Source organism: Paenibacillus lautus NBRC 15380, assembly GCF_004000945.1.
Classification (GTDB): Bacteria; Bacillota; Bacilli; order Paenibacillales; family Paenibacillaceae; genus Paenibacillus_AQ; species Paenibacillus_AQ lautus.
In genome coordinates, this window is sequence record NZ_BIMF01000001.1 from 660,235 (window position 1) to 682,028 (window position 21,794).

The following is a 21,794-nucleotide window of genomic DNA, read 5'->3' on the forward strand; positions in this document are numbered from 1 at the left end:
AGAAATTGTGATTCCAATCACTATGTCGGTTGTGGGAGCGAAGTATACTGTCTTCAACAGTCCAATTGCGAGGCAATCTTATTCTGACCTTACGACAAATAATCACGAAATTGGAGGAGAAATAATGAATAACAACGCAACAGAACAGACCTTAAAGCATCAGCCGTCCATGTTCTGCTTTCAATGTCAGGAAGCATCCAAAGGAACAGGTTGCACCATTGTCGGCGTATGCGGCAAACCGCATGATGTGGCAAACCTACAGGATTTGCTGATTTATCTGCTGAAAGGTATCTCTTTTCTCAGTCTGGATGTCCGGCTGCCGGAGGTGCTTGAACAGCGCGTATCGCTGTTTATGATGGACTCCTTGTTTGCAACGATTACGAACGCCAACTTTGACCGCGAGGTTTTTGTGGGAAGAATCCGGGGAGCGATCGAGCTCCGCGGCGAGGTGCGCACCTATTATAACGAACAATATCCGGAAGGAACCGCCAATCTCCCTGATGCTGCCGTCTGGCAAGCGGATAACGAAGCTTCTTTTGATGAAAAAGCACGTACGGTGGGTGTCCTCTCGACCCGCAATGAAGACATCCGCTCGCTGCGTGAATTGATTACTTACGGCTTGAAGGGGATGGCTGCTTATACGTACCACGCGCTTCATCTGGAGAAGGATGATAACGAATTAAACCGTTTTATGCGCCGTGCACTTGCCGCCACGCTTGACGACAGCCTTGAAGTGCAGGATCTGGTAGCTTTAACGATGGAAACCGGCAAATACGGCGTAAACGCCATGGCGATGCTTGATGAAGCGAACACCTCGGTTTACGGAAATCCGGAAATTACGAAGGTTAATATCGGGGTAAGCAACCGGCCCGGCATTCTCATCAGCGGCCATGATCTGAAGGATTTGGAGGAGCTGCTGAAGCAGACGGAAGGAACCGGCGTGGACGTGTACACGCACAGTGAAATGCTGCCTGCCCACTATTATCCGGCATTCAAGAAATATGAGCATTTTGTAGGCAATTACGGGAATGCGTGGTGGAAGCAGAATAGCGAATTCGCAGCCTTTAACGGACCGATATTAATGACGACCAACTGTATCGTTCCGCCGAAAGACAGTTATAAGGACCGTATCTATACAACAGGCAACACTGGGTTTCCGGGTGTTCGCCATATTCCAGAAGGAAAAGACGGTGCTCCCAAAGACTTCTCCGCACTGATCGAGCAAGCGAAAGGATGCCCCGCTCCAACGGAACTTGAAACGGGTGAGATCATCGGCGGTTTCGCTCATGCCGCTGTGATGAACGTGGCCGATCAAGTCGTCGATGCCGTGAAATCCGGGGCGATCCGCCGCTTCTTCGTCATGGCCGGCTGCGACGGAAGGATGAAATCCCGCAACTATTACACCGATTTTGCGGCTGAACTTCCAACAGACACGGTCATTCTAACTGCAGGCTGTGCCAAATACAAATACAATAAACTGGATCTAGGCGAAATCGGCGGTATTCCGCGGGTCCTGGACGCTGGTCAATGCAATGATTCTTACTCCCTAGTCGTGATTGCATTGAAGCTGAAGGAAGTATTCGGCCTTGAGGATATTAATGATTTGCCAATTTCCTATAACATTGCCTGGTATGAGCAAAAAGCGGTTATCGTGCTGCTTGCCCTGCTTTATCTTGGCGTTAAAAATATTCATCTGGGCCCTACGCTCCCTGCATTCCTGTCGCCTAACGTCGCCAAAGTCCTCGTGGAAAACTTCGGTATCGGCGGCATTACTAATGTGGAAGATGACATGAACATGTTCCTTGGTGCCTAAAAAAAAGAATGCCCTCACCGGGGCATTCTTTTTATTAACATTCAGTAATTTTCATAGCGTACTGAGCCGTAGTTCATAAAAATACTGCAAAATGATATGCTTTAACTTCATTTTCCCGCTCATATTTAAGATTCACTTTTTGCCAACGCGTCTGTCCAGCAAAGACAACTGTTCTTGTTATTGTGGAGGATGAGTGCACATCAGCCGCGTTGAACAGATCGTATACTTCTCAATCGACTTCCCGTGAAAATGCTGCTCACTAGCAGTACGAATCCGCCAAACAGATAGGGCAAGTCAAAATGGACTTCAAATAAAATACCTGCCAGCATCGGTCCAAATATCGTACCGAGACTTGTATAAGCGTTATTCATCCCTGCAACAAACCCCTGTTCATCTCGGGCCACTCTGGACAGCAGCGTATTGAGCGTGGGTCGCAATATATTATTAAACGTAAAGAACAACATCGTGACTACCATGACATAGTAGAAATGGCCTGAGAATAATAAGAATACAAGGGATACTGCCGATAACATCAACATGGCAACGATGATCCGTTTTTCTCCGAATCGTCGTGTGATCCGGTCGGTCAACAACAATTGATTCAACGTGCCGATGAGCGAACATACGGTAAGCAGTATAGCGATTTGACGCGTCGTGAATCCGTAGACTTGTACGACAAAAAGCGGGAAAATCGCTTCAAAATGCGTTAAACCGAAGGTCATGGCGAACACAATGAGCAACAGGACAAAATAGCGAGACCGAACCGAAAGCACGATTTGTCGGAATACATTTTCCCTCTTCTCCTTCACTTGGCGACGCATCCGGCGAAGGTCCGCCGACAGTGATTCAGGCAATCCCCATAGACTGCAAACCATGGCCAGCAGCCCAACACATGCGGACACATAGAAGGGCATCTTAATGCCCCATTCCGCAAGCAATCCGCCGACACCCGGTCCAATAATAAACCCGGATGTCATCGACGCACCTAACCATGACATGGCCTTGCTGCGCTGCTCATCTGCCGTAATGTCGGCAATATACGCAATAATGGACGGGATTAAGGCTGCTGAGCCTATTCCGCCAATCAACCGCGATACGAATAATAAAGTTAGATCACCCGCGAACGCTGCGAGCAAGTTGGAGATGGCGAACAAGATTAAACCAATGATAATCATGGGTTTACGGCCGTATCGATCTGACAAATTACCTGCAAGAGGTGAGAACAGAAACTGGGTCAGGCCGAAGCAGGAGACCAAATAGCCCGCGGCCTGTCCGCTTGCCGTAAACTGCTCAAGAAGTTCCGGTATGATCGGAATGACAAGGCCCATACTTAGATTAGCGAGAAACATGTTGAGCAGTAGTAATGGAAACGCTGACTTCTTTAACATTTAGGACCACCTATATAGAATGATAAAAACCATGAATCGGAAACTGAATAACAGCCCCCCTCAATCTGCATTTGTATATGTTAGCATGCGGCTATCTATAATAAAAATATGAAAAACATATAAGGGCTTAATCTTTTTGATATACATAGAAGTTGCTCCTGTATAATTCTTACGGCGACCGACATATCAAGTTCAGAAAATCGGTTTTTTAAAAAGTATATCTACATTAAAAAGAGAACGCCCCTGAAGTTGAAGGGGTGTTCTCTCGATTCCTGGATTAATGTGATGCTCCGGTACTAATGGGTTCAGTTTTGACAAAAGAATACTACCTGTCGCATCTCATCTATTCCTTGCGAATCATCAATATTAGGTACACCACATGTGACGAATACTTAATATTGATAGAATGTAAGGTATGGGGTGAGAATCTAAGCTACCACTAATATCAAGTAGAATAACATTAATCGGCTTGGATGAGCATTTTTGCGAGCGGCGAGGGAAACCCTTCCACTCAACAAGAAAATCCTTTCACGTCTCGCTATTTTTCAATTTACATATCAATGTAACACCTTAATTCTTACCGCCATAGCCCTTATAAGTAGCGTAAACTGCATCTGCATATTGATCTGCCAGAATAGGACGGCCATAAGAATCCGTAGCTCCCGGATACCAGTTATCTCCACCGTTGTAGTGTAATAATCCGTTGTAGATATTTCCAAACTTCGTAATCTTCTCATTTAAAATCAACGCGCCCAGATATACCTGATCTTGTTCACTGCTATGATTATACGCACGGCCAAATTTTGAGCTGAATTGAGATAAGTACGCATTGCGTGTGTTTGGTTCTACCTGCATCAATCCGTCGCCGGCCGATGGACTACCTGGTAAACCGGCTCCAAAGCTGCTTTCCTTTTTGATAACAGCACTTAGCAATAAAGCAAAATCTCCGCCTTTCCCATAGGCATTGTCCGCATTCATGACATATGTCCATATATGGCTCGGAACCTCGGCAGGCTTTGTTACTGTAGGAGGTGGTGAACCCGTATAAATCTTGACCGATGACATTTTGTCATTGATCGTGTTGCCAACCCAGGAAGAATCTGAAGTGAAGGTCCACTTGGTTCCTCCAAAATTATCATTCTCATATACTTCAACCGTCCAACCGCTTGGAACCTTAAGAGACGACATCCAGTCATTCGGAATTCCGTTTGCGTTCAACTGAGACAGTGTATAATTGCCTATCCCGAGTGTCACTGCTTTTCCTCCATAGTTTATATCTGCATAGAATGTTACTCCGTTCGTTGTCGGTGGTGTGGTTGGTGGCGTAGTTCCGTCGCTACCGCCTTTCTGCCATAAAGCAGGAACATTGGACGGTTCCCAACCTACGAGAGAAGTATGTGCCTGAAGACAGGTATAAGTGCTTCCACTATAGGTTACTGTGTCATTTATTGCATATGCAGTATTTGGAGCCCATGCTCCTCTAGCGGCTGCGTTTACTGACGGTAAGGCTGCACAGAATGTGGATAGAAATACTGCTAAAACTACCAAAAGTGATAAGGGCTTAAAAGGAAACCTTTTATTAGTCATTTTCAAACCTCCTTGTTTTTTTATTTATCTGTAGCGCTCCCATGGGACATGCCACAGGTTTTAAATGTACTATTTTCTTACTTTATTTCCATTTTTAAAATTAATTCCACGATTTTTTTAATCAGATTATTACAATTTAAACAATACAACGGCATGAAAGCGACCGGCAGACTGCACCTGATCATTAAGAAACGGCAGCGGACGTTTACCAATACGTCCAAACTTATAAGGAGCAATATCCGGAAGTCCGCATTACTGCCGATCCTGACGATAACGGATTTACTTAGGCAACAACAAGGCGGCTCCTTACGAGGGAGCCGCCTCTATTTTTGTATGGGTTTTAATCTATATTTTCAATACCCCATTCTCCTGCTTCGTTTTTAGTAAAGAAGTAGGTAATACCTTGATTTTCAATACTCCCGTTTGAGGATTTTTTTGCAAAGCGCACGCCTACTCTAATTTGTTCTGGCTGATCAACTTTTTCTATAAGATCCAAATCATAGAACATAAATTGATCGCTTACGTTTGTGTAATAGAAGCCTTCTCTTATAGATTCCAAAGTCTCCTTATTCAGATTCTCTTTAAACTTTTCTTTGTTGTTCTCCACAACCGATTCAAGATTGTTCCTTAACTTGGAGATAATGTTGTCGTCAAAGAAGCTGCCTTTATATTTATCAAAGTCAATTGAGACGCCTTTCTTAAAATCGGCCGCTGTAATTGCTTCTTTCTCGGCTGGTTCGATCAGACTTTCTATGTTTGTTGGTGTTTTGTTGGTTGAAGGTGCTGGGCTTGTTGTGTTGGTAGGTTCTTTGCTATTAGAAAGAGTGTCAGTGTCATCTGATTTCCCGCATGCAGAGAGAAGTAATGCTCCGATTAAACATAAAGATAAAATACCGCGAGAGAGATTTTTCATTAGGTTCAATCCTCCTTGTAAGTTTTGGTATATATGTAAGAACGCAAGGGAGAAAAAAAGTTGCATTTTATATTTCGTAACGATACGCAGCATTGAGAATTGCCAAGCTGAATGATCAATGAAGATGACGGCTAGCTTTATTTCTCAAAAACAGAATGGTATGTTTCATAGGGTAACTCTAGTTGGCTAGATATCTGAAGAAGGAACTCATCCGCTTTCTTAATCAGGTTCATTAGATGTGTGGGCTGCATTTTGCTAATGAGGGAGTTCTCCTGTGATAAAAAGGATAAGGATTGTATAAATATCAAAGGCTCCACATTCATCTCCGAGTCTTTGGGGAACATCCGCAATATTTCTTCTAGCAATATATTTGAGATAGGCTGCCTTCTCTCCTTCTTTATATATAAAGCGGTTAGCATGGATTCTAATGCCCTGTTGCATAGTAATAAACTGACGTGATGCATGTTTTTGTCAAAGAAATGCAAAGATAAATTCATATATTCTTGAGAGCAGCTGGCATGAAGAAGAATAATATCTTTGTAAAAGTCGCACACTTCCTCATGTTGGGAGGACGGAACCTCATTTAGGTCGGTATCTCTTGTTACCGTCGATTTCATAATTAGCTTCACTCCCATTTTTCACTAAGAATATACTCTAGTAATCGGAATTATCATTTCCCAGTATCTGTATTATATCATTCTAATCAATTTGTAGGCAATAGCCTACGGAAATTCCCTTATAGAACCGCATAAGATGAATTTAACTATCTATTAAGGGGTTATAACGTGGCTAATCATAATGATAAATCCATAGAGTTACTAGCCTTCGGCAGAGCTCTTCGAAATATTCGCAAAGAAAAAAAGCTCACCCAAGATGAGTTGAGCCTCTATTCCCGTGTCGACCGATCTTATATTAGTGAGCTAGAGAACGGAGAAAAAGCGCCTACTCTGCTAACAATTACTGCATTAGCAAGGGCGCTTCATGTTAAGACTTCGGTTTTGATTGAGGGGTATGAGAGGGAGTTGGAGGAGAAATAAATATATCCTCTTGATACTTATGATTTCCAGCATACACGATCCCACTCCCTAACTGCTCCACCAATCCATTAATTTTTGCCGAAAGATTCGTTCGAAGAAACACGGGCAAGTTAGTTGCCTTTCCCATCTCGCTCGTTAGATTCTCTACGCTCGCTCGCTGGAAGGACGCCAGATATACGGTAAACAGTTCATCTTACTCCTTCTTCGGATATATCGAGTTCAAACACGATCAGAACATCGTCCTTCACATAGATTTTCCATGCATTCAGCTCTGATCCCTCATCCATCACATGCTCCGGCTCCTCCAATTGCATGCAACTGTGGTAGTCGGACAAGCTCCACATGCTCTCATCGAAAATGGCCCAATAAGGCAGTTTGATGTTCGTAAGCAACTCCTTAATTCGCTAATCCAATCGAGTTCCAAGTCGGATAATGACTCATGCCGTAAAATACGTTTGACCTGCAAGCTAAGGCAAATGGGTCCTTCTTCTTTAATAAATGTTAAAATAAGAGCTTAGCCTCCTCATCTCTTTTCTAAATTCTCCTTTAGAATTAAAAAAGCCTTTTGATATTAATCCCTGACCAACAAGGCCACACTTCACATGCACTGTTTCATGATGCTGTGAATTGGTGAAAAGGCTCATTACAGTACGGGTTTTGAGAATCAGGGTGTAATTTAAGTGAACTTGTATTAATAGCAGAAATCGTAATGCGTGGGGTCAACCTTGGTAAGAGAGAAAGGTTGTGAGCCCGTTTCAAGTTTCCAAACTTTCATTGATAATGTTTATTATTTCTGCATTACATTGCTGAATCGACATTTATCAAAACTGTTTGCCAGTCACCGAGCCCTTGGTTAATCGGGATACTCCTCCCAACATCCTCAACCCTTAATTCAAGAAGCCTCTTTTCTGCCAAGTACCATATGTGAAACACATACCCGTCACCAATTTTCTGAGCAGTTTTCCATTCATTCTTACTTAGATAAAATACTATAGGTCTAGACTTACATGACTTGACTTCAATCATTTTTGGCCTAATCCCTGTCTGCCCTTCTTCATACGATAACACATCATAACCTGCAAAGTTATTCTCAAGTGATATCCAGTAAGGTTCAAGCATAAGATCAATTAATTTCCCTCTCTCATGCTCTAAAGTCAGCCGTTCAGCACCTCTCCCTGATCTCAATTTCAGTTCGTCCTCAGATAACCTTACTAACGAAGCTAATTCATCCCACCATTCTACAACATCATTATCAGGGTGCTTGGAATATAGCCCTGCACTCTCAAGACACTGAAGTACATCTGTCTTTTCATTATCTCGTAAACAAGTGGCTACAATCTCACGCCCAAAGGGTACTTGATAAAGCCAGCCAGGGAAGGTTTCTTTTAGTATTGCAGTAATCAAACACTTGATGTCAGTAATTTTTTGTAATTCGATCACTTCGAGTAATTTTTTTGAAGTGCAATAATCATAGTTGCTATGATACGTACCTACAGCATTGATTATTGCTATGAGTTCGTTGATGGTTTTATTAGGATATAAGTTCCTGTACTCTTTCAAAGTTAGGACAGCGTTTAGAACGCTCATTTTCAAGATATCATCAGCTTTCAATTCCATCATCGTCCAACCAGTCAGCCTCCTCCATCATAAATGAGGTTCTTCCTTCTAATTCGTCAAGGAGGTCTTCTAAATCCTCTGGCCTAATATCGTAATCAATCGGTTCATCCGCACTCTCTTCCGCTAAAGCGATCTCATGAAGATCAATATCATTTAGTAGGTCTTGCATTGCTCTTATTTTTGTGGCTAATCTTCTACTAACAGAATGATCAACAGAACCGAGGCCAAGAGGTGCTACAGTCTGTAATATATGGATGTTTGTCTCCACTTCTGGATCTAATCCCAACCTATGAATACGGTCAATGGACTGTAGAAAATGAGTTGCATTGTAACTCCTATCCACGTAAATCGCCTCATGGCAGACTTTGTGTAGACTAATCCCTTCTGATACAGCAGCTGGGTTAGCAATAATCACTTTATAATTGGGATCAGTATGGAATTTATATATCCTGCCCTCTCTTGTCGCTAGATCGCTCTTATCCCCATTTGGGACTTCACCGTGAAGACTTAATGGATTCAAATCGACCAGTAATGATTCCAGCTGAGTTATCGTGTTTGTGAAAATCGTCCAAATAATGCTTTTACGATTCTGACTCGCCAACTCCCTGACTAACTCAGCTGCCCTTAATATCTTCGGTGATGGTCCCTCTTCCCTAATAATCCTGGCTATAGCTGGAGCTTCATTACGAGGTAAGTCTTGGACTATTGCGTCTAGTGCAACAACAGGATTTGTAGACACCTGAAGTAATCTCATGATTGATCTTCTCGCGCGTGCTACATCAATCCTTCTATCCTGCCTGAATTGTGTCAATTGTGCCATAGCTTCATTTCTTAGAATTGTATATAACGCCAATTGACCTTTAGACATATCTACATGTTCAAAATATCTATTAGGGCTTTTTAACCCAAGTTCTTTCTTAGTTGTCCTTACATACAAATTACCTAAAACCGTCCTTGGAGTATCACCCATGCTTATCCTATTACCTAATCCGACGCCTGGCCACAGAAAGTCTAATTGAGATTGCAAATCATTGGCCCCTTGCGGCATTGGAGTACCAGAGAGAATGTCTCTTCTGATCGGCAGCGCAGCCACATTCAGCAAAAAAGTTCCTCTTTGCGAACCAAAACCTGCCTTCATTCGATGACTTTCATCAAGGATGACATGAACGGGATTATTACCAAGATAATTGGTAATTATTTGAGGCACTCGAATCATTAAGTCGTACGATATAATGAATCTTTTTGCCCCACTCAACAATTGATCTTGGATTTTATCTACATCAGTAAGTATCTGAAAAGGCTCAGAATTATTATTAGGAGCATTGTCATCCATACAGTCATTTATTACATCTTGCCATGCAAGGAAAGCACTTTTAGGCCCTATAACTAAAAGGTGAGAATCCAATGACTTGGTCAATAAATGAACCGCAAAAGTCACAGTTGTTTTACCTGCGCCTGGAACAGAAAAATTAGCTCCGTTGTGAAGAGACAATAACCTACATGCATCTCTACTTTGTTCAGGGGTTAATTTTCTTTTAGTAAAACCTAAAGACAATAATCTTTCGTCCAGTTCCTGTTCACTAATTGTTACGCTAAGAGTATTTCGAGCTTTATTAACCTCTTTTAATTGCGCAAGAAATGTAGCTATCCTTTCTTTTGCTTGACCTTCCGCAGTGAACATAAAACCCAGATTCCTTTGTAGAGGAGCAAATTCTTTAACAATTCTAAGGGTGCCTGACCAGCTTAATTCAAGTATATTACCCTCCCGATATATAAAGTCGGAATCAACTGACATAGCAAATTGTCGCATTCGAAGCAAGACACCGTCAGCCACATCTTCCTGGAAGGAAAAAATCCCAGACAAATTATCCTTGTTATAGCTTATTTTAATGTATGGAAATTGGTTATCAGTCATTGCTATTTGCACCACTCGAAGAAGATTGTCTATCTAACAGTTCTAACAATTCTTGAGCCCTTGTCTGAATAGAATTCAACTGCGCCTTAATTCCCTCATATGTAGTCGGCTCTGCTCTTGTAAGGTCAACCTCTAACAGTCTGGTGTTCGCTTCTTTAATTCGTTTAAGTGCATTTTGACGAGCATTCCGATCATCTCGCTCACTTTTTATAGTGTCATGAATATCAGCAATTTCTTCTGACAATTCTTTTGATTTATTACGATCCATTAATATCTCAATAATCGGTGCAAAGGAAGTTGTGGTATCTTCTTCCCCTTCAATTTCAATTTCAAGTTGAGGACCTTGATCAATCGGTACTTGAGACAATGGAACTTCTAATCTAGAAGCAAGCCTATTTAATACTTCAACTGAGTCCGGACCAAAAGTGTTTTTGTAATCATAAGCCCTTGAACCAAGATTACCTGAGTTCTCAGTTATGATAAACGCTATTTGCCTAGAAGCTTCCAAATCCTCTCCTTCTTTTGATTTTAGATTTTTGGCCATCTCAGTAAACAGCTGTTCTTTGTCTAATACCTTTGAGTAATCTCCTGGTGTTCCAAGCCAATCAGTTAGATAAGAATCAGCGTAATCAAATGCAAGTAGATGATTATCAATATCAGCAGCTCTTTTTCGCATTTTTTGTGAAACTTTATCTTTAGTCATCCCCATCTGAAATAATTCGCGAATAGCGAAACCTTCCCCAACCCAATCATATGGGAGCAGAGTATGTGGAGTCATTTGTAACTCAATCTCTATCTCTCGAATATCATCTTTATCTGCGTAATCTGGTAGCACCATACAATCAACATGACTGAATCTATCTGTGCCATTTGCAAATAATTCTCTCATAGCAGAGAGCCTTCTATTGCCATTCACGACAATTCCATCATTAGTTATTAGTATCGGTTCACGTTGGGGTGTCTTTTCTAGTACACTCATTATTGGTACTATACTGTCTCCACTCCCCTTTTGGGCAAAACCAAACAACAATTCGTGTTGAACTTGTTGGGACGATTGATTTTCCTGGCCATTACTAAAGAAATTTTCTGGTTTTCCTTCTTTTTTAATATGAGCCAGTTGAGAAACTCTAGTTCTATAGTTCGCCATCCTGTAAATCGGTAAACCTATTGGCACTCGTACTACAGGCAGATAATATACAGTATTCTGAAAGTGAGGGAAAGGATATGTATTGTTTGACTGTTCGGCCTGACTTTTAATTTGTTGTATTCTTGCCCCAGGAGGCATTACATTCACTCTATATTGAGCTTGCATGAACTTCTTCATCTCCTATTCAATAGCAAGTATAAGGATGGGTACAGTAATAACCCTATTAAATATCTGAACTTCATTCCAAATTCGACTTGCATTAGCCGAACTCGTTCCTATTTTCTTTGAAGCTTCATTTGTTGGAAGCACCAGGGCAGCAGCATTTATTTTTCCCGACTGATAAAGATATTGTATTTTCAGCAAATCATACGCGCATCTACTTATATTCCCCAACTGTACTTGAAATGCTAAGTCTGCTTTTAATGAGAACACCGATAGATTACTATCAATTGAAACTTTTGCTGGACCAGACCATCCGGCATTAGTTAACTCATCTCTAAAATGCTGATGTATGTCTTTTGTTCGAGTAACATTTAGATTGTCTCGGTTACAAATCGAACAAACCCATTGGTGAAGATCTCGTTTCAACCACTCTTCTTCTCCATAATGATGGGAGAACGTGCTAATCAGTTTCATCTTCTCAACCCTTAGATGGAATATTATGTGTCACCCCCAATTTTACCATATGTAGATCTATCGAACTATAAAACAAGTTGAATTATAATAATCATACTTCAACATTCGATTCATATTTCCTTTTTTACTGGATCTTGTGTCGATTGATTGTTATAATATAATTAATAATGATACGTTAATGGGAAGGATCAGAAAATGTCAATTATTAACGAACAAGAGCTATGCCTAACGAAGCTAAACACATATATCATTGGAGATTCCACCAAAATAAAACATTACTTCAATGAATGCACACCATTCGTAGATCTCACCGTTACATCGCCTCCTTATTGGGATGCTAAGAAATACGGTGATATAGAACAAGTGGGATTTGGTCAAAGTTATGATGCATATTTAGAGAGTCTTAGAAGAACATTCCAGGGAGTATACAACATATCCAAAACTAGCGCATCATTATACGTAAACATCGATACTATTAAACGGAATGGGAAGGTTATTAGACTTCAAGATGATATTTGCAGGATACTAGAATCAATAGGTTGGATCCACCAAGATATAATAATATGGGATAAAGGAAAGACACTACCTTGGTCAAGCAAGGGGAAAATGAGGAACATATTTGAGTACATCCTGTTTTTCACTAAATCTAATGAATACAATTATAATATTGATACCATAAAAAGCGTTGAGAAACTTCAAGAATGGTGGCTAGATTATCCTGAGAGATACAGCCCCGATGGTAAAGTTCCCGAGAATATTTGGAGATTTCCAATTCCTACACAAGGAAGCTGGGGGAATAAACAAGATTATGAGGAAGAATTTAGACACGCTTGCCCATTTCCGCCAGAGATGATGGCGAGAATTGTTAAGTTATCGTCAAATGTCAATGACGTTGTATTCGATCCTTTTGCAGGCACAGGAGTACTACTAGCAACATCAGAATTATTAAAACGTAGATATTTGGGGTTAGACACAAATGAGCACTATCGTTCTATCTATTATAAAGTTACAAAACCCTTAGTCGCCAAACGATGGGAAGAGATTGATGAATTTTATCAATTGCAGGAGCATCTTAAGACAAGGATGAAAAATGCAATATATAAATTACGCAAATTAAAATATCCCAAAGCACTTCTGATGAGGCTTCGTAAAGATGATTTGTTTAATGGGGAGAATCCACTTCTGTGGAACTTTTCATGTATTCTTGCCCTTAGTTTTGAGAGTGATCCCAAAGAAGAATCCAATCCAAAAAGAAGAAATAAAGTAATCGGAGCTATGAAATATTTTATCTTGTTCACGGGAAATGATAATGAACGTGCTGAAGTTCAGCAGAGAATTAACGATATATCATCAAAAGCTCCTTTCACTAAGTATGGGTTGATAACAGAAGTCGAACTAGTAAGCAAACATGAATTTCTAAACAATTTGAATCATTACTATGTAGATAACTTGTATGTATACACACTAGGGAATACTAAGAAATTTGATCGGAAAGTTAATGACAAAGAGATTTGTTCATTAACCACTAGTCCTGAAACTCAGTCTTCTGATTCAGTCATACCTCCAATACTTTCAAATGTATGTATTCAAGAAGATGAATACTCTATGATACCTGCTAATAAATATAAAAAAAAATCCCTGTTAGCGTCATTGTTAAGCGAAAATCAAGCTTAGCCTAACCTTACAGGAGACTTAGTTTCTCTTGTGCATGGTTCACCTTTTATTTCAAACTAAAATTAACAAGGGCACTTCAAGATCTTCGGTTTGGTTTGAGATTATAAGAGAGTTGGAGGAACAACAGTATTAATAACGTAGGGTAAATAGTATATTCAAAATATCATTTCATCAACTTCCTTACTGCCCTCGGCAATCATTTCTAACAATTGAAAAACAAAACTTGCCTCAGCTGAATTATACATCTATTTGCCTTGTTCACTGATTGTATTTTAAGGAACTGATAAACGGAGAGCCAGAACATTATTGTTGTCTAGTTCTGGCTCTTCATATTAGGAATCCTTCTAACTCAATCTACACGTAAAACATACTTACAAATATTTTGAACCCATGAACTCCGTAAAAAGTTCTGCGAAACTATATTTCTCGGCCATCAGGAAATTCTTTGATACTCATTAATCTGCATGGAAACTTCAGTGTACTCCTGCATATGTTGTCTAACAACTTAACTTATTACATCTAATAAAAGGGGGTTATGAATCATGAAGGATAAGTTAAAAGGGTTAGTAATTGGAATTACAATTGGATCAATGTTAACAGGGGTAACTGCTTATGCTGCAGGTAATAACACAATAGTTAGAGCAGTAGTGAAAAAGGTCACTCTTTATATAGATGGAAAGAAAACAACCTCAACCAATGCTCTGATCTATAATGGGACAACCTATATACCAGCACGATCCGTTAGCAATTCAATAGCTAAACAAGTCTCACTGCAAGGCAATAATTTGTACATAGGCAAGCAGCCAAAGACAAAAATAACCGAGGAACATGCTTTTGAATTGGTGTACAACAAAATAAAGAAAGAAGCTGATAAATTATCGCTTAACTTTATGCTCCAGGGTATTGAAAATAATAGCTTTGTAATACGTGTTTTTGAGGATCATGACGATTACATTGTGACCTATGGTTTTTACTACGTAAATCAATCAACAGGAAAAATATCAAAGATGGATATTATTACAGGTGAGATAAAAGAATTGTGATTTTTTGGAGAATAATATGCGCATTTGTTGCCTATGGGCCATTCAATATAGATAAAGTATTACCATGAAATTAAAAATCGTCTTATAACATTCAACTGATAAAGAGTCGAGTTTATATAACTGCCTCCTTCTCAATTCAGTGAAGTTTAATAGATTTTTTTAATAAGAAAATTTTGGATAGGGCAACTATATTGATTTCCAATGTTAATATAATCAATCATTTCATAATCACATGCTAAATAATTCATTTTGTACATCGTGCGCACTTCTCCTTTTGCGCACGATGCGTGGTTCGATGCATGCTTGAATAGCTGTCGACCATATGCCGCGTATTCACCTAAAAATTATACCAGTTCCCAATAACCTCTTTTATCTGAATGTTTAAGAATTCCTTTTTTTCTAAGCTCCGTTGCTTGCCACCTGTAGTCATACTGCCAAGTATAAAATAGATCTCCAGATTGTCTAAGCTGATCCTCATAGTTAGCCCAAATGTACTTACTTACATCTAAGACTGTTGCTCTTCCATTTTTTTGTTTGATACATTCAACAATAAGCCTACCTAGATCGCCTTTGGACAGCATTTGATTTCCTCTTTCCAATTTTAGTTTACAATAAAAACTTTACACTTTTCTGTTTGGGAACTTGAAGACCACCTATTGGCTGATGTTACTTAACTAAAACATTTTAAAGTGCCTAAAAGAAACCTTAATATGTTCTTGCTTCTCCTCCGGACAAGGGTATTTTCTACTTAAGGACGAGAGCCGGTTTGGCGACATATTTGGTTTAAAACCACACTTTTCTTTCATATGAGCGATCCAACAAGACTTAGCTACATAACCATAGTTTTCTTTAATATACTTCTGTATTTCCTGATAAGTCGCCACAAGTATCCTCTCCTAATTAAAAACATCCAAGTGAGCCGTACAATAAAATCCAGTACACGATTAAAGGTATTAATCATTGTATTTCTTAAATCATTTTAAACTGATTCTATAATATTTTATCCAGAACTTCACCTTGCCCATTTATCAACAACATAAATGAAGATTCTATTCTTTCCAAACCCATTCTGAAATAATCTCACATCTTAATCCAAGGATATGTTCCCTCTGGTAGCTCAAATACTCTTTCCTCTAAGAGCTAAATAGGTTTCTTGGAAGTTTTACTGCCATGTAAAAATGTTCCTGGGTGGATATTAATTTCTCTTGTCATTAAAATAGAACACCTTTACCTAAATCTCCTACCTTTTATAAAGGTTAATTATGTATCTCATTGTATCACACCAAATACGACGGCATTAATCTCCATCAAGCATATGACAGTAGTACCGTCTGAAATCACTTTGGCATCGCAGGTATCAGTTTAACTGACAAACCTCCTACCAGAGATAGCTCGGAACCTTTGGGTAAATAAACATTCTTAATTTCTTGTACAACATCATCTTCGAAACCCAATATTTCATTCACATCACCTTCACTGGAATAAAGATTGCCCGAGCCTGAAACTGCCACGATGTTATACGTACCGACTTCGAAATCTTCACCGGCTTCAAAATTTCCGGTTGAAAGGTTAATTGCACTAGACATATCATAGATACGTCCCGAAAAACCGCCATCAACTGATTTGTAAACAATTTTTATCGTCAACTCTCCACTTAGAATCAGAGTGATATCTTTCGACAGTTTCAGCCCGTTGAAGGATGATACATATTCTTCTTCAATCCCAAGCACTTCATTTATTCTGTAATCTGAACTGTACAGATTTCCGAATCCTGAAATAGCAATAACATCGCACTTACCAACAGGGATATCTAAACCTACAGTATAAAAGCCAGTGGTTAATGTATACGTATTGGGTGTATGATATAAATTCCCATAGTGTTCTGCCGGATTTTGAGTGTGCGAAGCTAAAGCAGAGGGAAGTATTTTATCATCTTCGATATAAATTAGAGCTGATTCACAATACTCACAGACAGAATTATCGTTTATTAAATTCTCAGCTCCGCAACCGGAACATACAATTACTCTTGGTTTGTTGACTACGCTATATTCGGCATGATGTTTGTATCCTTCTGCCTTCTTTTTAAATCCCCCCCTAAAAAAGGTGCAACTCTTCCGTTTCTCATTTCTCAAACCCCCAGGCTTAACTTTCAAAGATGAATCTGACCAATCGGAATTCCAAATGCTTGTTGATCCTGAGTATTACTTATATGTTTATCTAATTGATTTCCAAGAATCATCAGTTAAATTTTTGGAATAACCTCGGTAGGAAAAAAACCTGATTTTAGTATTACGCATTATGAGACGAACTCGCTGTGCCACTCCGTCCCTTCCAATATTAATCTCACTTAGTAAAACCTCCTTACACACACCAGTTAAATTATACCATATTACATGCCATACGCACGATGTATAACCCCTCGAAAAGTTCTAGGGATTTTTGAGAGTTTTAATTAATCCTGAGCAGTTAGACAGTACAAGGAACGAAATGCAACTTTCTAACAATAGCCATATTATTTGCGTTTCAAAACCCCTTAATAGAAAAAAGAGGAGCCATCCGCTCCTCTTCACAAATGTCTGCTATTCCCTCACCAACACCGCCACACTCTCCACATGCACCGTATGCGGGTTACAACCCTTTTAGGTTATAATCTGTTATAGTCCGATAAAACCTTGGATTTATTGAATTTTATTGTGCTCGTCCTGCTCCTATATGGTGCAACACGAGTATTGATGTTGAATTTTTACATCAGATTTACATCAACTTCGATGACTAGGATGTAGTTTTAGTTTCATCTAAAGTTAACTCCATCTTATATTGAAACCATTTGTGCTCCTGCATGATTATGGATGACTTATTCTCAACATACCAATCAGGTAGCGGTACCTCTTGGGGGATGTCGGGAAGGCGGTACAGCATGTCAATGGATAGAAGGATTAGATCCTTGATATGCTTATTGAGCTCCTCCCAGGAACCTATCTCTCTCTTTTGGAATGCGTGAATGGCATTCCGATATCCTCGGATCTTATCTAAATCGCCTTGAGTGTATTCGGTATCTTGTATTACCCCTTGACCGAAGTAGAAATTTATTAAGTCCGACAAATTAATCTTTTCGATCCTAGGATCTTCCAATTTATCTTTCAAAATCCCTTTGGCCTTTTCCAAGAAGCTCTTTAAAATCCGTTTAGTCAACCCGGGCTTTCCCCCATCTTCATTTTCCTTGACCAGTTTCGTTAAGGACTCTTTGAATCCGCCCGACAACTCATCAGAGATCTGTTGAATGGCGTCCCGATCCCATTTATACCATTCACTTTTTACATAGTCACGGTAATGAATAGCTAAAAAGATTTGAAGGGTACTCTCTAAAAGGGACCCTAACGAAGACCAGCTCTGAACAAGAAACCCTTGCTCCACATGGTGGCGTCTTTCGGAATCTTCATATGCCTTAAAATTCTCGTAAGGGTACTTAAGAGACATAGCAACACCTTTGAACCGTGAAATCGTCTCCCCGCTCAGTAGCTCACCTATTTCTTCGGCGTACTGCTGTACAAAGTCCTTTAGAAAACCAATTTCATTCGCCAGATGGCAGCCAATTTTCTCCATCCATTGAAAAGTCTCTTCCAGCGGCATTTCAGTAAACTCAGCTGTTCTCGACTTTGTAAATATGACACTCCCCAAGCATTAACTCCTCCTCTTTCTGTTTAGTTGTAGTATCATCACAACTTTATGCTTATAAACATATATAAAAGCACGACTTCGACTTCCCCTACATATAAGGCCATCTTCCGCCATCTGCTGAATACTTGTTCCTGATCTACGTTTTTTCTAACTCAACAAGTAACGTATTGCTATTCTGCAAATGTCCCTTCAATCACAGCTCCATGCTTTCGGAATTTCTCTTCTAGCTTATTGATTAAGTAATCTTTAGCGATTTCCGTAATCTGAATATGTGATTTTTGATGATGAGTAGATAATATTTCCGATGGGTGCTTTTTAAGAGCAGGGTATAATTCAACTCCTAAATCTCGACAGAGATCGATTAAAGATACACCATACTTCATGGGAGCTTGCAGGAATCGTCCGCTATGCAGCTTCACATAGTACGGGTACCGACCAGCAGTTTGTTTATAGAAATTATTATCCGTGCCAATTTCATTTTCAGATTTAAAACCTTCCGTTTCTGCATAACCAACAATCATTGGTGTGCCAATCCCATGTGGGTCATAACTCACAACTGCCATGAAGATCAAATGGCCCTCTTTTATTCCTGACGGTCGGCGCCGGAAGTAGGTTCGGTCCATATCATCATAGTGAGCTCGCTTCCGCTCGAGGTATATTTCATTATTCGGTACCCGATCATCACTATTTCCTTCAAATTTGATCCATACCCCGGTATCTCTTCTCTCCCTAGTCACCCGTTCATTTTGTAAAGATGCCTCAATAAAATCCGTTTTAGGATGATCTGCGACGCTAGGATGAATAATTACACCTAAGCGGCTTATATCTTCAAGTTTTGCTCCCCATTTAAAATCATTGTACTCCACCAATGTCGGGTCCTTAACCGGGGGGCCAGGTGCTGGTAAAACACTATCATTACTTTATACTGCATATCATTTGAATTTATTCTTATCGGGCAACGATCCACTTGTTTATACACTAAGCCATGTATTGAGTAGAGATAATTCTATTAATGAAGGAAGTTCTTTTATTAAAGGGGTCAAGAATTACAAAAGTGAGTTTTATGATAAATTCAAATCAACCCCTATTCGGAATGAATTTTCAATTCCAACTATCTTATTTGATGAAGCACAAAGAGCCTGGAATTTTGAGCATATGAACCAATATAGATTCCCAATGTAATCGGTTCTATTGGTTTTGGCCAAAATATTTATTTAGGAGAAGAAGACGGTTTTGATACATGGGTAGATGTACTGCGTACAGGAAATTATCAAGATTGGGAGATTTGTGCTTCAAAAGAGCTAGTGAAACATTTACAAGAATTTGATAATGTCCAGTATTTTAAGGATTTACATTTAGATACATCTATTCGAAGTAACTTCATTAATACCACACCATGGATTGAAGTCATTTTAAACGCGGATGTAGATACAGCTGCAAAGGAATATGAGGAACTAAAAAGTCAGGGTTATCCGAGACATGCCGCACCTAGCGTCTTTTCACGTTTATTCATGTTCTTATAGGTTATCATCCAACATAACAGCTGATTTTTTTACATCCAATTTACATCAATGACACAAGAATATCGCTGTATTACTATTTGCATCAAAACTGTATTACACCGAAAACCTTTATACATCAATGGTTTTCGGAAACTGTATCATTATCAACCAATAACGCAACAGATTCAACATGGCTCGTATGCGGAAACATATCCACCGGCGTAACCTCCACCGTCCGGTACCCGCCGTCCTCCAACACACGCAAATCCCTTGCCAGCGTTGACGGATTACAGCTCACGTATACTACCCGCTCCGGCTTCATCTCAAGAATCGTCTCCAGTAAGCGGGGGTCACACCCTTTACGAGGAGGATCGACCACAATGACGTCCGCCTCAATGCCCTGCTCTTTCCAGCACGGAATTACGTCTTCGGACGCGCCGACTTCAAACTCGACATGCTTCATAGCGTTCAGTTCTGCATTCGCACGTGCATCCTCGATCGCTTCCTTCACGATCTCGACCCCATACACCTTCTTGGCATGTTGGGCTAAGAACAGAGATATCGTTCCGATGCCACAATAGGCGTCAATCACGGTCTCCGCTCCGGTTAATCCCGCATACTCCACCGTCTTGCCATACAACACTTCGGTCTGAGCCGGGTTCACTTGGTAGAAGGAACGCGCAGATATCGCGAACTTCACATCACCGATATAGTCATGGATAACCTCGCGCCCCCACAAGACGCGGGTAACATCCCCGAAAATCACGTTCGTTTTGCGTGTGTTCACGTTCTGACAAACGCTTACCACGGCAGGGAGCTCTTCACGGATCGCAGCGACCCACTCGTTCACGCGCGGTATCCGCTCGCCGTTCGTGACGAGCACAATCATCATCTCCCGGGTAGCAAAGCCGATCTTCACCACGACATGGCGAAGCAGGCCCTGACCTGTCTCTTCATTGTAGGCGGTGATGCCTAGCTTCCGCCCGATGGCTTTGACGCGGCTAACGACCTCGTCGTTCTGCTCATGCTGGATGAGGCACGTCTCCATGTCCACGATCCGGTGGCTGCCCCGGGCGTAGAAGCCGCCGACCAGGCCGCCTTCCGTTACGCCGATCGGCACCTGGGACTTGTTGCGGTAGCGCCAAGGCTCGCTCATACCGAGTGTCGGCCGCACGAGGATCCCCTCTTGATCTGATTCAACGCCGGACACGGCAGGATTCACCCAATTGGTTTCAGAATTCTCAATGTCCCCTCCACCATCTGTGCCACTCCGCTCGTCGCCCACACGCATCTCTCCAGCACCTGCCGCCTCACGCACCACCCGCAGCTTCCCGATCCGCTCCAGGTTGTCCACCACCAGCTGGCGCTTCCACTCCAGCTGACCGGCATAACTCATATGCTGCAGCTGACAGCCGCCGCATTGGTCGTAGATGGGGCACGGAGCCGCGATGCGATTGGGGCTCTGCTGAACCAGTTCCAACAGCTTGGCGTAGCCATACTGCTTCTTGGTCTTGAGCACCTTCACCCGGGCCTTCTCGCCCGGCAGGGCACCCTGAACGAACAGGGTGTAGCCGTCTGCGCGGCCGACCCCTTCCCCGTCATGGTTCATTCCTATAATATCGATCACGACCTCGTCGTTCTTGGCCACCGGCAGGTCCAGGATGGCCGCCGAAGCCGCCGGTTTGCCGCTGCGGCGCGTGTCGCTTCCCTTGCGGTTCTTCTTCATGATGTGCTGTTCACTTCTTTCCGTTCAACTTGTCCCTTACTACTAATCTATATTCCCATTCGGCATCCTATCCATAATCGAAACGGATGATCTTCCGTTAACCTTCATTCGCTTAAAC

Annotated in this window: 19 protein-coding genes and 1 pseudogene; 5 read left to right on the top strand and 15 right to left on the bottom strand. The window is 41.0% G+C overall.

Features of this window, described 5'->3' with window-relative positions; genetic code table 11:
• The first annotated feature begins 124 nt into the window (after positions 1–124).
• Positions 125–1,813, top strand: a complete 1,689-nt coding sequence (gene hcp, locus PLA01S_RS02855) for a hydroxylamine reductase (RefSeq protein WP_246059291.1) — start codon at positions 125–127, stop codon at positions 1,811–1,813.
• A 51-nt stretch (positions 1,814–1,864) separates the two neighbouring features.
• Here hcp and PLA01S_RS33155 read toward each other — a convergent pair.
• The 5 genes and pseudogenes from PLA01S_RS33155 to PLA01S_RS02875 all read right to left on the bottom strand — a co-directional run.
• Positions 1,865–1,981 (bottom strand): annotated as a pseudogene (locus tag PLA01S_RS33155) (SF0329 family protein); the annotation flags it as partial.
• Between the two features lie 32 nt (positions 1,982–2,013).
• Positions 2,014–3,201, bottom strand: coding sequence for an MFS transporter (locus PLA01S_RS02860; RefSeq protein WP_127589965.1), 1,188 nt, complete (start codon positions 3,199–3,201; stop codon positions 2,014–2,016).
• 570 nt (positions 3,202–3,771) lie between these two features.
• Complete coding sequence (locus tag PLA01S_RS02865) at positions 3,772–4,788, bottom strand: carbohydrate-binding protein (RefSeq protein ID WP_127589966.1); 1,017 nt, start codon at positions 4,786–4,788, stop codon at positions 3,772–3,774.
• Between the two features lie 340 nt (positions 4,789–5,128).
• Positions 5,129–5,701, bottom strand: coding sequence for a hypothetical protein (locus PLA01S_RS02870; RefSeq protein WP_127589967.1), 573 nt, complete (start codon positions 5,699–5,701; stop codon positions 5,129–5,131).
• Between the two features lie 137 nt (positions 5,702–5,838).
• On the bottom strand, positions 5,839–6,318 hold the full coding sequence (locus tag PLA01S_RS02875) for a hypothetical protein (RefSeq protein WP_127589968.1): 480 nt from the start codon (positions 6,316–6,318) through the stop codon (positions 5,839–5,841).
• A 168-nt stretch (positions 6,319–6,486) separates the two neighbouring features.
• Here PLA01S_RS02875 and PLA01S_RS02880 point away from each other — a divergent pair, with 168 nt between their 5' ends.
• Complete coding sequence (locus PLA01S_RS02880; RefSeq protein ID WP_127589969.1) at positions 6,487–6,738, top strand: helix-turn-helix domain-containing protein; 252 nt, start codon at positions 6,487–6,489, stop codon at positions 6,736–6,738.
• Between the two features lie 188 nt (positions 6,739–6,926).
• Here PLA01S_RS02880 and PLA01S_RS32385 read toward each other — a convergent pair whose 3' ends face one another.
• The 5 genes from PLA01S_RS32385 to PLA01S_RS02905 form a co-directional block, all read right to left on the bottom strand.
• A complete protein-coding gene (locus PLA01S_RS32385) occupies positions 6,927–7,130 on the bottom strand; it encodes a hypothetical protein (protein ID WP_246059292.1) in 204 nt (67 codons plus the stop codon).
• 406 nt (positions 7,131–7,536) lie between these two features.
• Complete coding sequence (locus PLA01S_RS02890) at positions 7,537–8,355, bottom strand: protein NO VEIN domain-containing protein (protein WP_164817279.1); 819 nt, start codon at positions 8,353–8,355, stop codon at positions 7,537–7,539.
• Positions 8,339–10,270 (bottom strand): SNF2-related protein, encoded by a 1,932-nt coding sequence (locus tag PLA01S_RS02895; RefSeq protein ID WP_127589971.1) that lies wholly within the window; start codon positions 10,268–10,270, stop codon positions 8,339–8,341. Before PLA01S_RS02895 ends, PLA01S_RS02890 begins: the two co-directional genes overlap by 17 nt.
• Complete coding sequence (locus tag PLA01S_RS02900; protein WP_127589972.1) at positions 10,263–11,582, bottom strand: hypothetical protein; 1,320 nt, start codon at positions 11,580–11,582, stop codon at positions 10,263–10,265. Before PLA01S_RS02900 ends, PLA01S_RS02895 begins: the two co-directional genes overlap by 8 nt.
• A gap of 15 nt (positions 11,583–11,597) precedes the next feature.
• Positions 11,598–12,053, bottom strand: a complete 456-nt coding sequence (locus PLA01S_RS02905; protein WP_127589973.1) for a BglII/BstYI family type II restriction endonuclease — start codon at positions 12,051–12,053, stop codon at positions 11,598–11,600.
• Between the two features lie 195 nt (positions 12,054–12,248).
• On the opposite strand from PLA01S_RS02905, the gene PLA01S_RS02910 reads away from it, so the two are divergent.
• Positions 12,249–13,727: a DNA-methyltransferase gene (locus PLA01S_RS02910; protein WP_127589974.1), complete on the top strand. Its 1,479-nt coding sequence runs from the start codon at positions 12,249–12,251 to the stop codon at positions 13,725–13,727.
• A 542-nt stretch (positions 13,728–14,269) separates the two neighbouring features.
• Positions 14,270–14,770, top strand: a complete 501-nt coding sequence (locus PLA01S_RS02915) for a stalk domain-containing protein (RefSeq protein ID WP_127589975.1) — start codon at positions 14,270–14,272, stop codon at positions 14,768–14,770.
• 344 nt (positions 14,771–15,114) lie between these two features.
• On the opposite strand, the gene PLA01S_RS02920 is transcribed toward PLA01S_RS02915, so the two are convergent.
• The 4 genes from PLA01S_RS02920 to PLA01S_RS02940 all read right to left on the bottom strand — a co-directional run bounded on the left by PLA01S_RS02920 (position 15,115) and on the right by PLA01S_RS02940 (position 19,314).
• Complete coding sequence (locus PLA01S_RS02920; RefSeq protein ID WP_127589976.1) at positions 15,115–15,351, bottom strand: hypothetical protein; 237 nt, start codon at positions 15,349–15,351, stop codon at positions 15,115–15,117.
• 756 nt (positions 15,352–16,107) lie between these two features.
• Complete coding sequence (locus PLA01S_RS02930; RefSeq protein WP_127589978.1) at positions 16,108–16,902, bottom strand: hypothetical protein; 795 nt, start codon at positions 16,900–16,902, stop codon at positions 16,108–16,110.
• 640 nt (positions 16,903–17,542) lie between these two features.
• On the bottom strand, positions 17,543–18,448 hold the full coding sequence (locus PLA01S_RS02935; RefSeq protein WP_127589979.1) for a hypothetical protein: 906 nt from the start codon (positions 18,446–18,448) through the stop codon (positions 17,543–17,545).
• Positions 18,449–18,618: 170 nt separating this feature from the next.
• Positions 18,619–19,314: a hypothetical protein gene (locus PLA01S_RS02940; protein ID WP_127589980.1), complete on the bottom strand. Its 696-nt coding sequence runs from the start codon at positions 19,312–19,314 to the stop codon at positions 18,619–18,621.
• Between PLA01S_RS02940 and PLA01S_RS32980 the strand changes: the two genes are divergently transcribed.
• Complete coding sequence (locus PLA01S_RS32980) at positions 19,304–19,630, top strand: DNA/RNA helicase domain-containing protein (protein WP_164817281.1); 327 nt, start codon at positions 19,304–19,306, stop codon at positions 19,628–19,630. The genes PLA01S_RS02940 and PLA01S_RS32980 overlap by 11 nt on opposite strands.
• Positions 19,631–20,086: 456 nt before the next feature.
• Here the strand turns inward: PLA01S_RS32980 and rlmD are convergent, their stop codons facing one another.
• Complete coding sequence (rlmD, locus tag PLA01S_RS02950; RefSeq protein ID WP_127589981.1) at positions 20,087–21,676, bottom strand: 23S rRNA (uracil(1939)-C(5))-methyltransferase RlmD; 1,590 nt, start codon at positions 21,674–21,676, stop codon at positions 20,087–20,089.
• Positions 21,677–21,794: the final 118 nt, after the last annotated feature.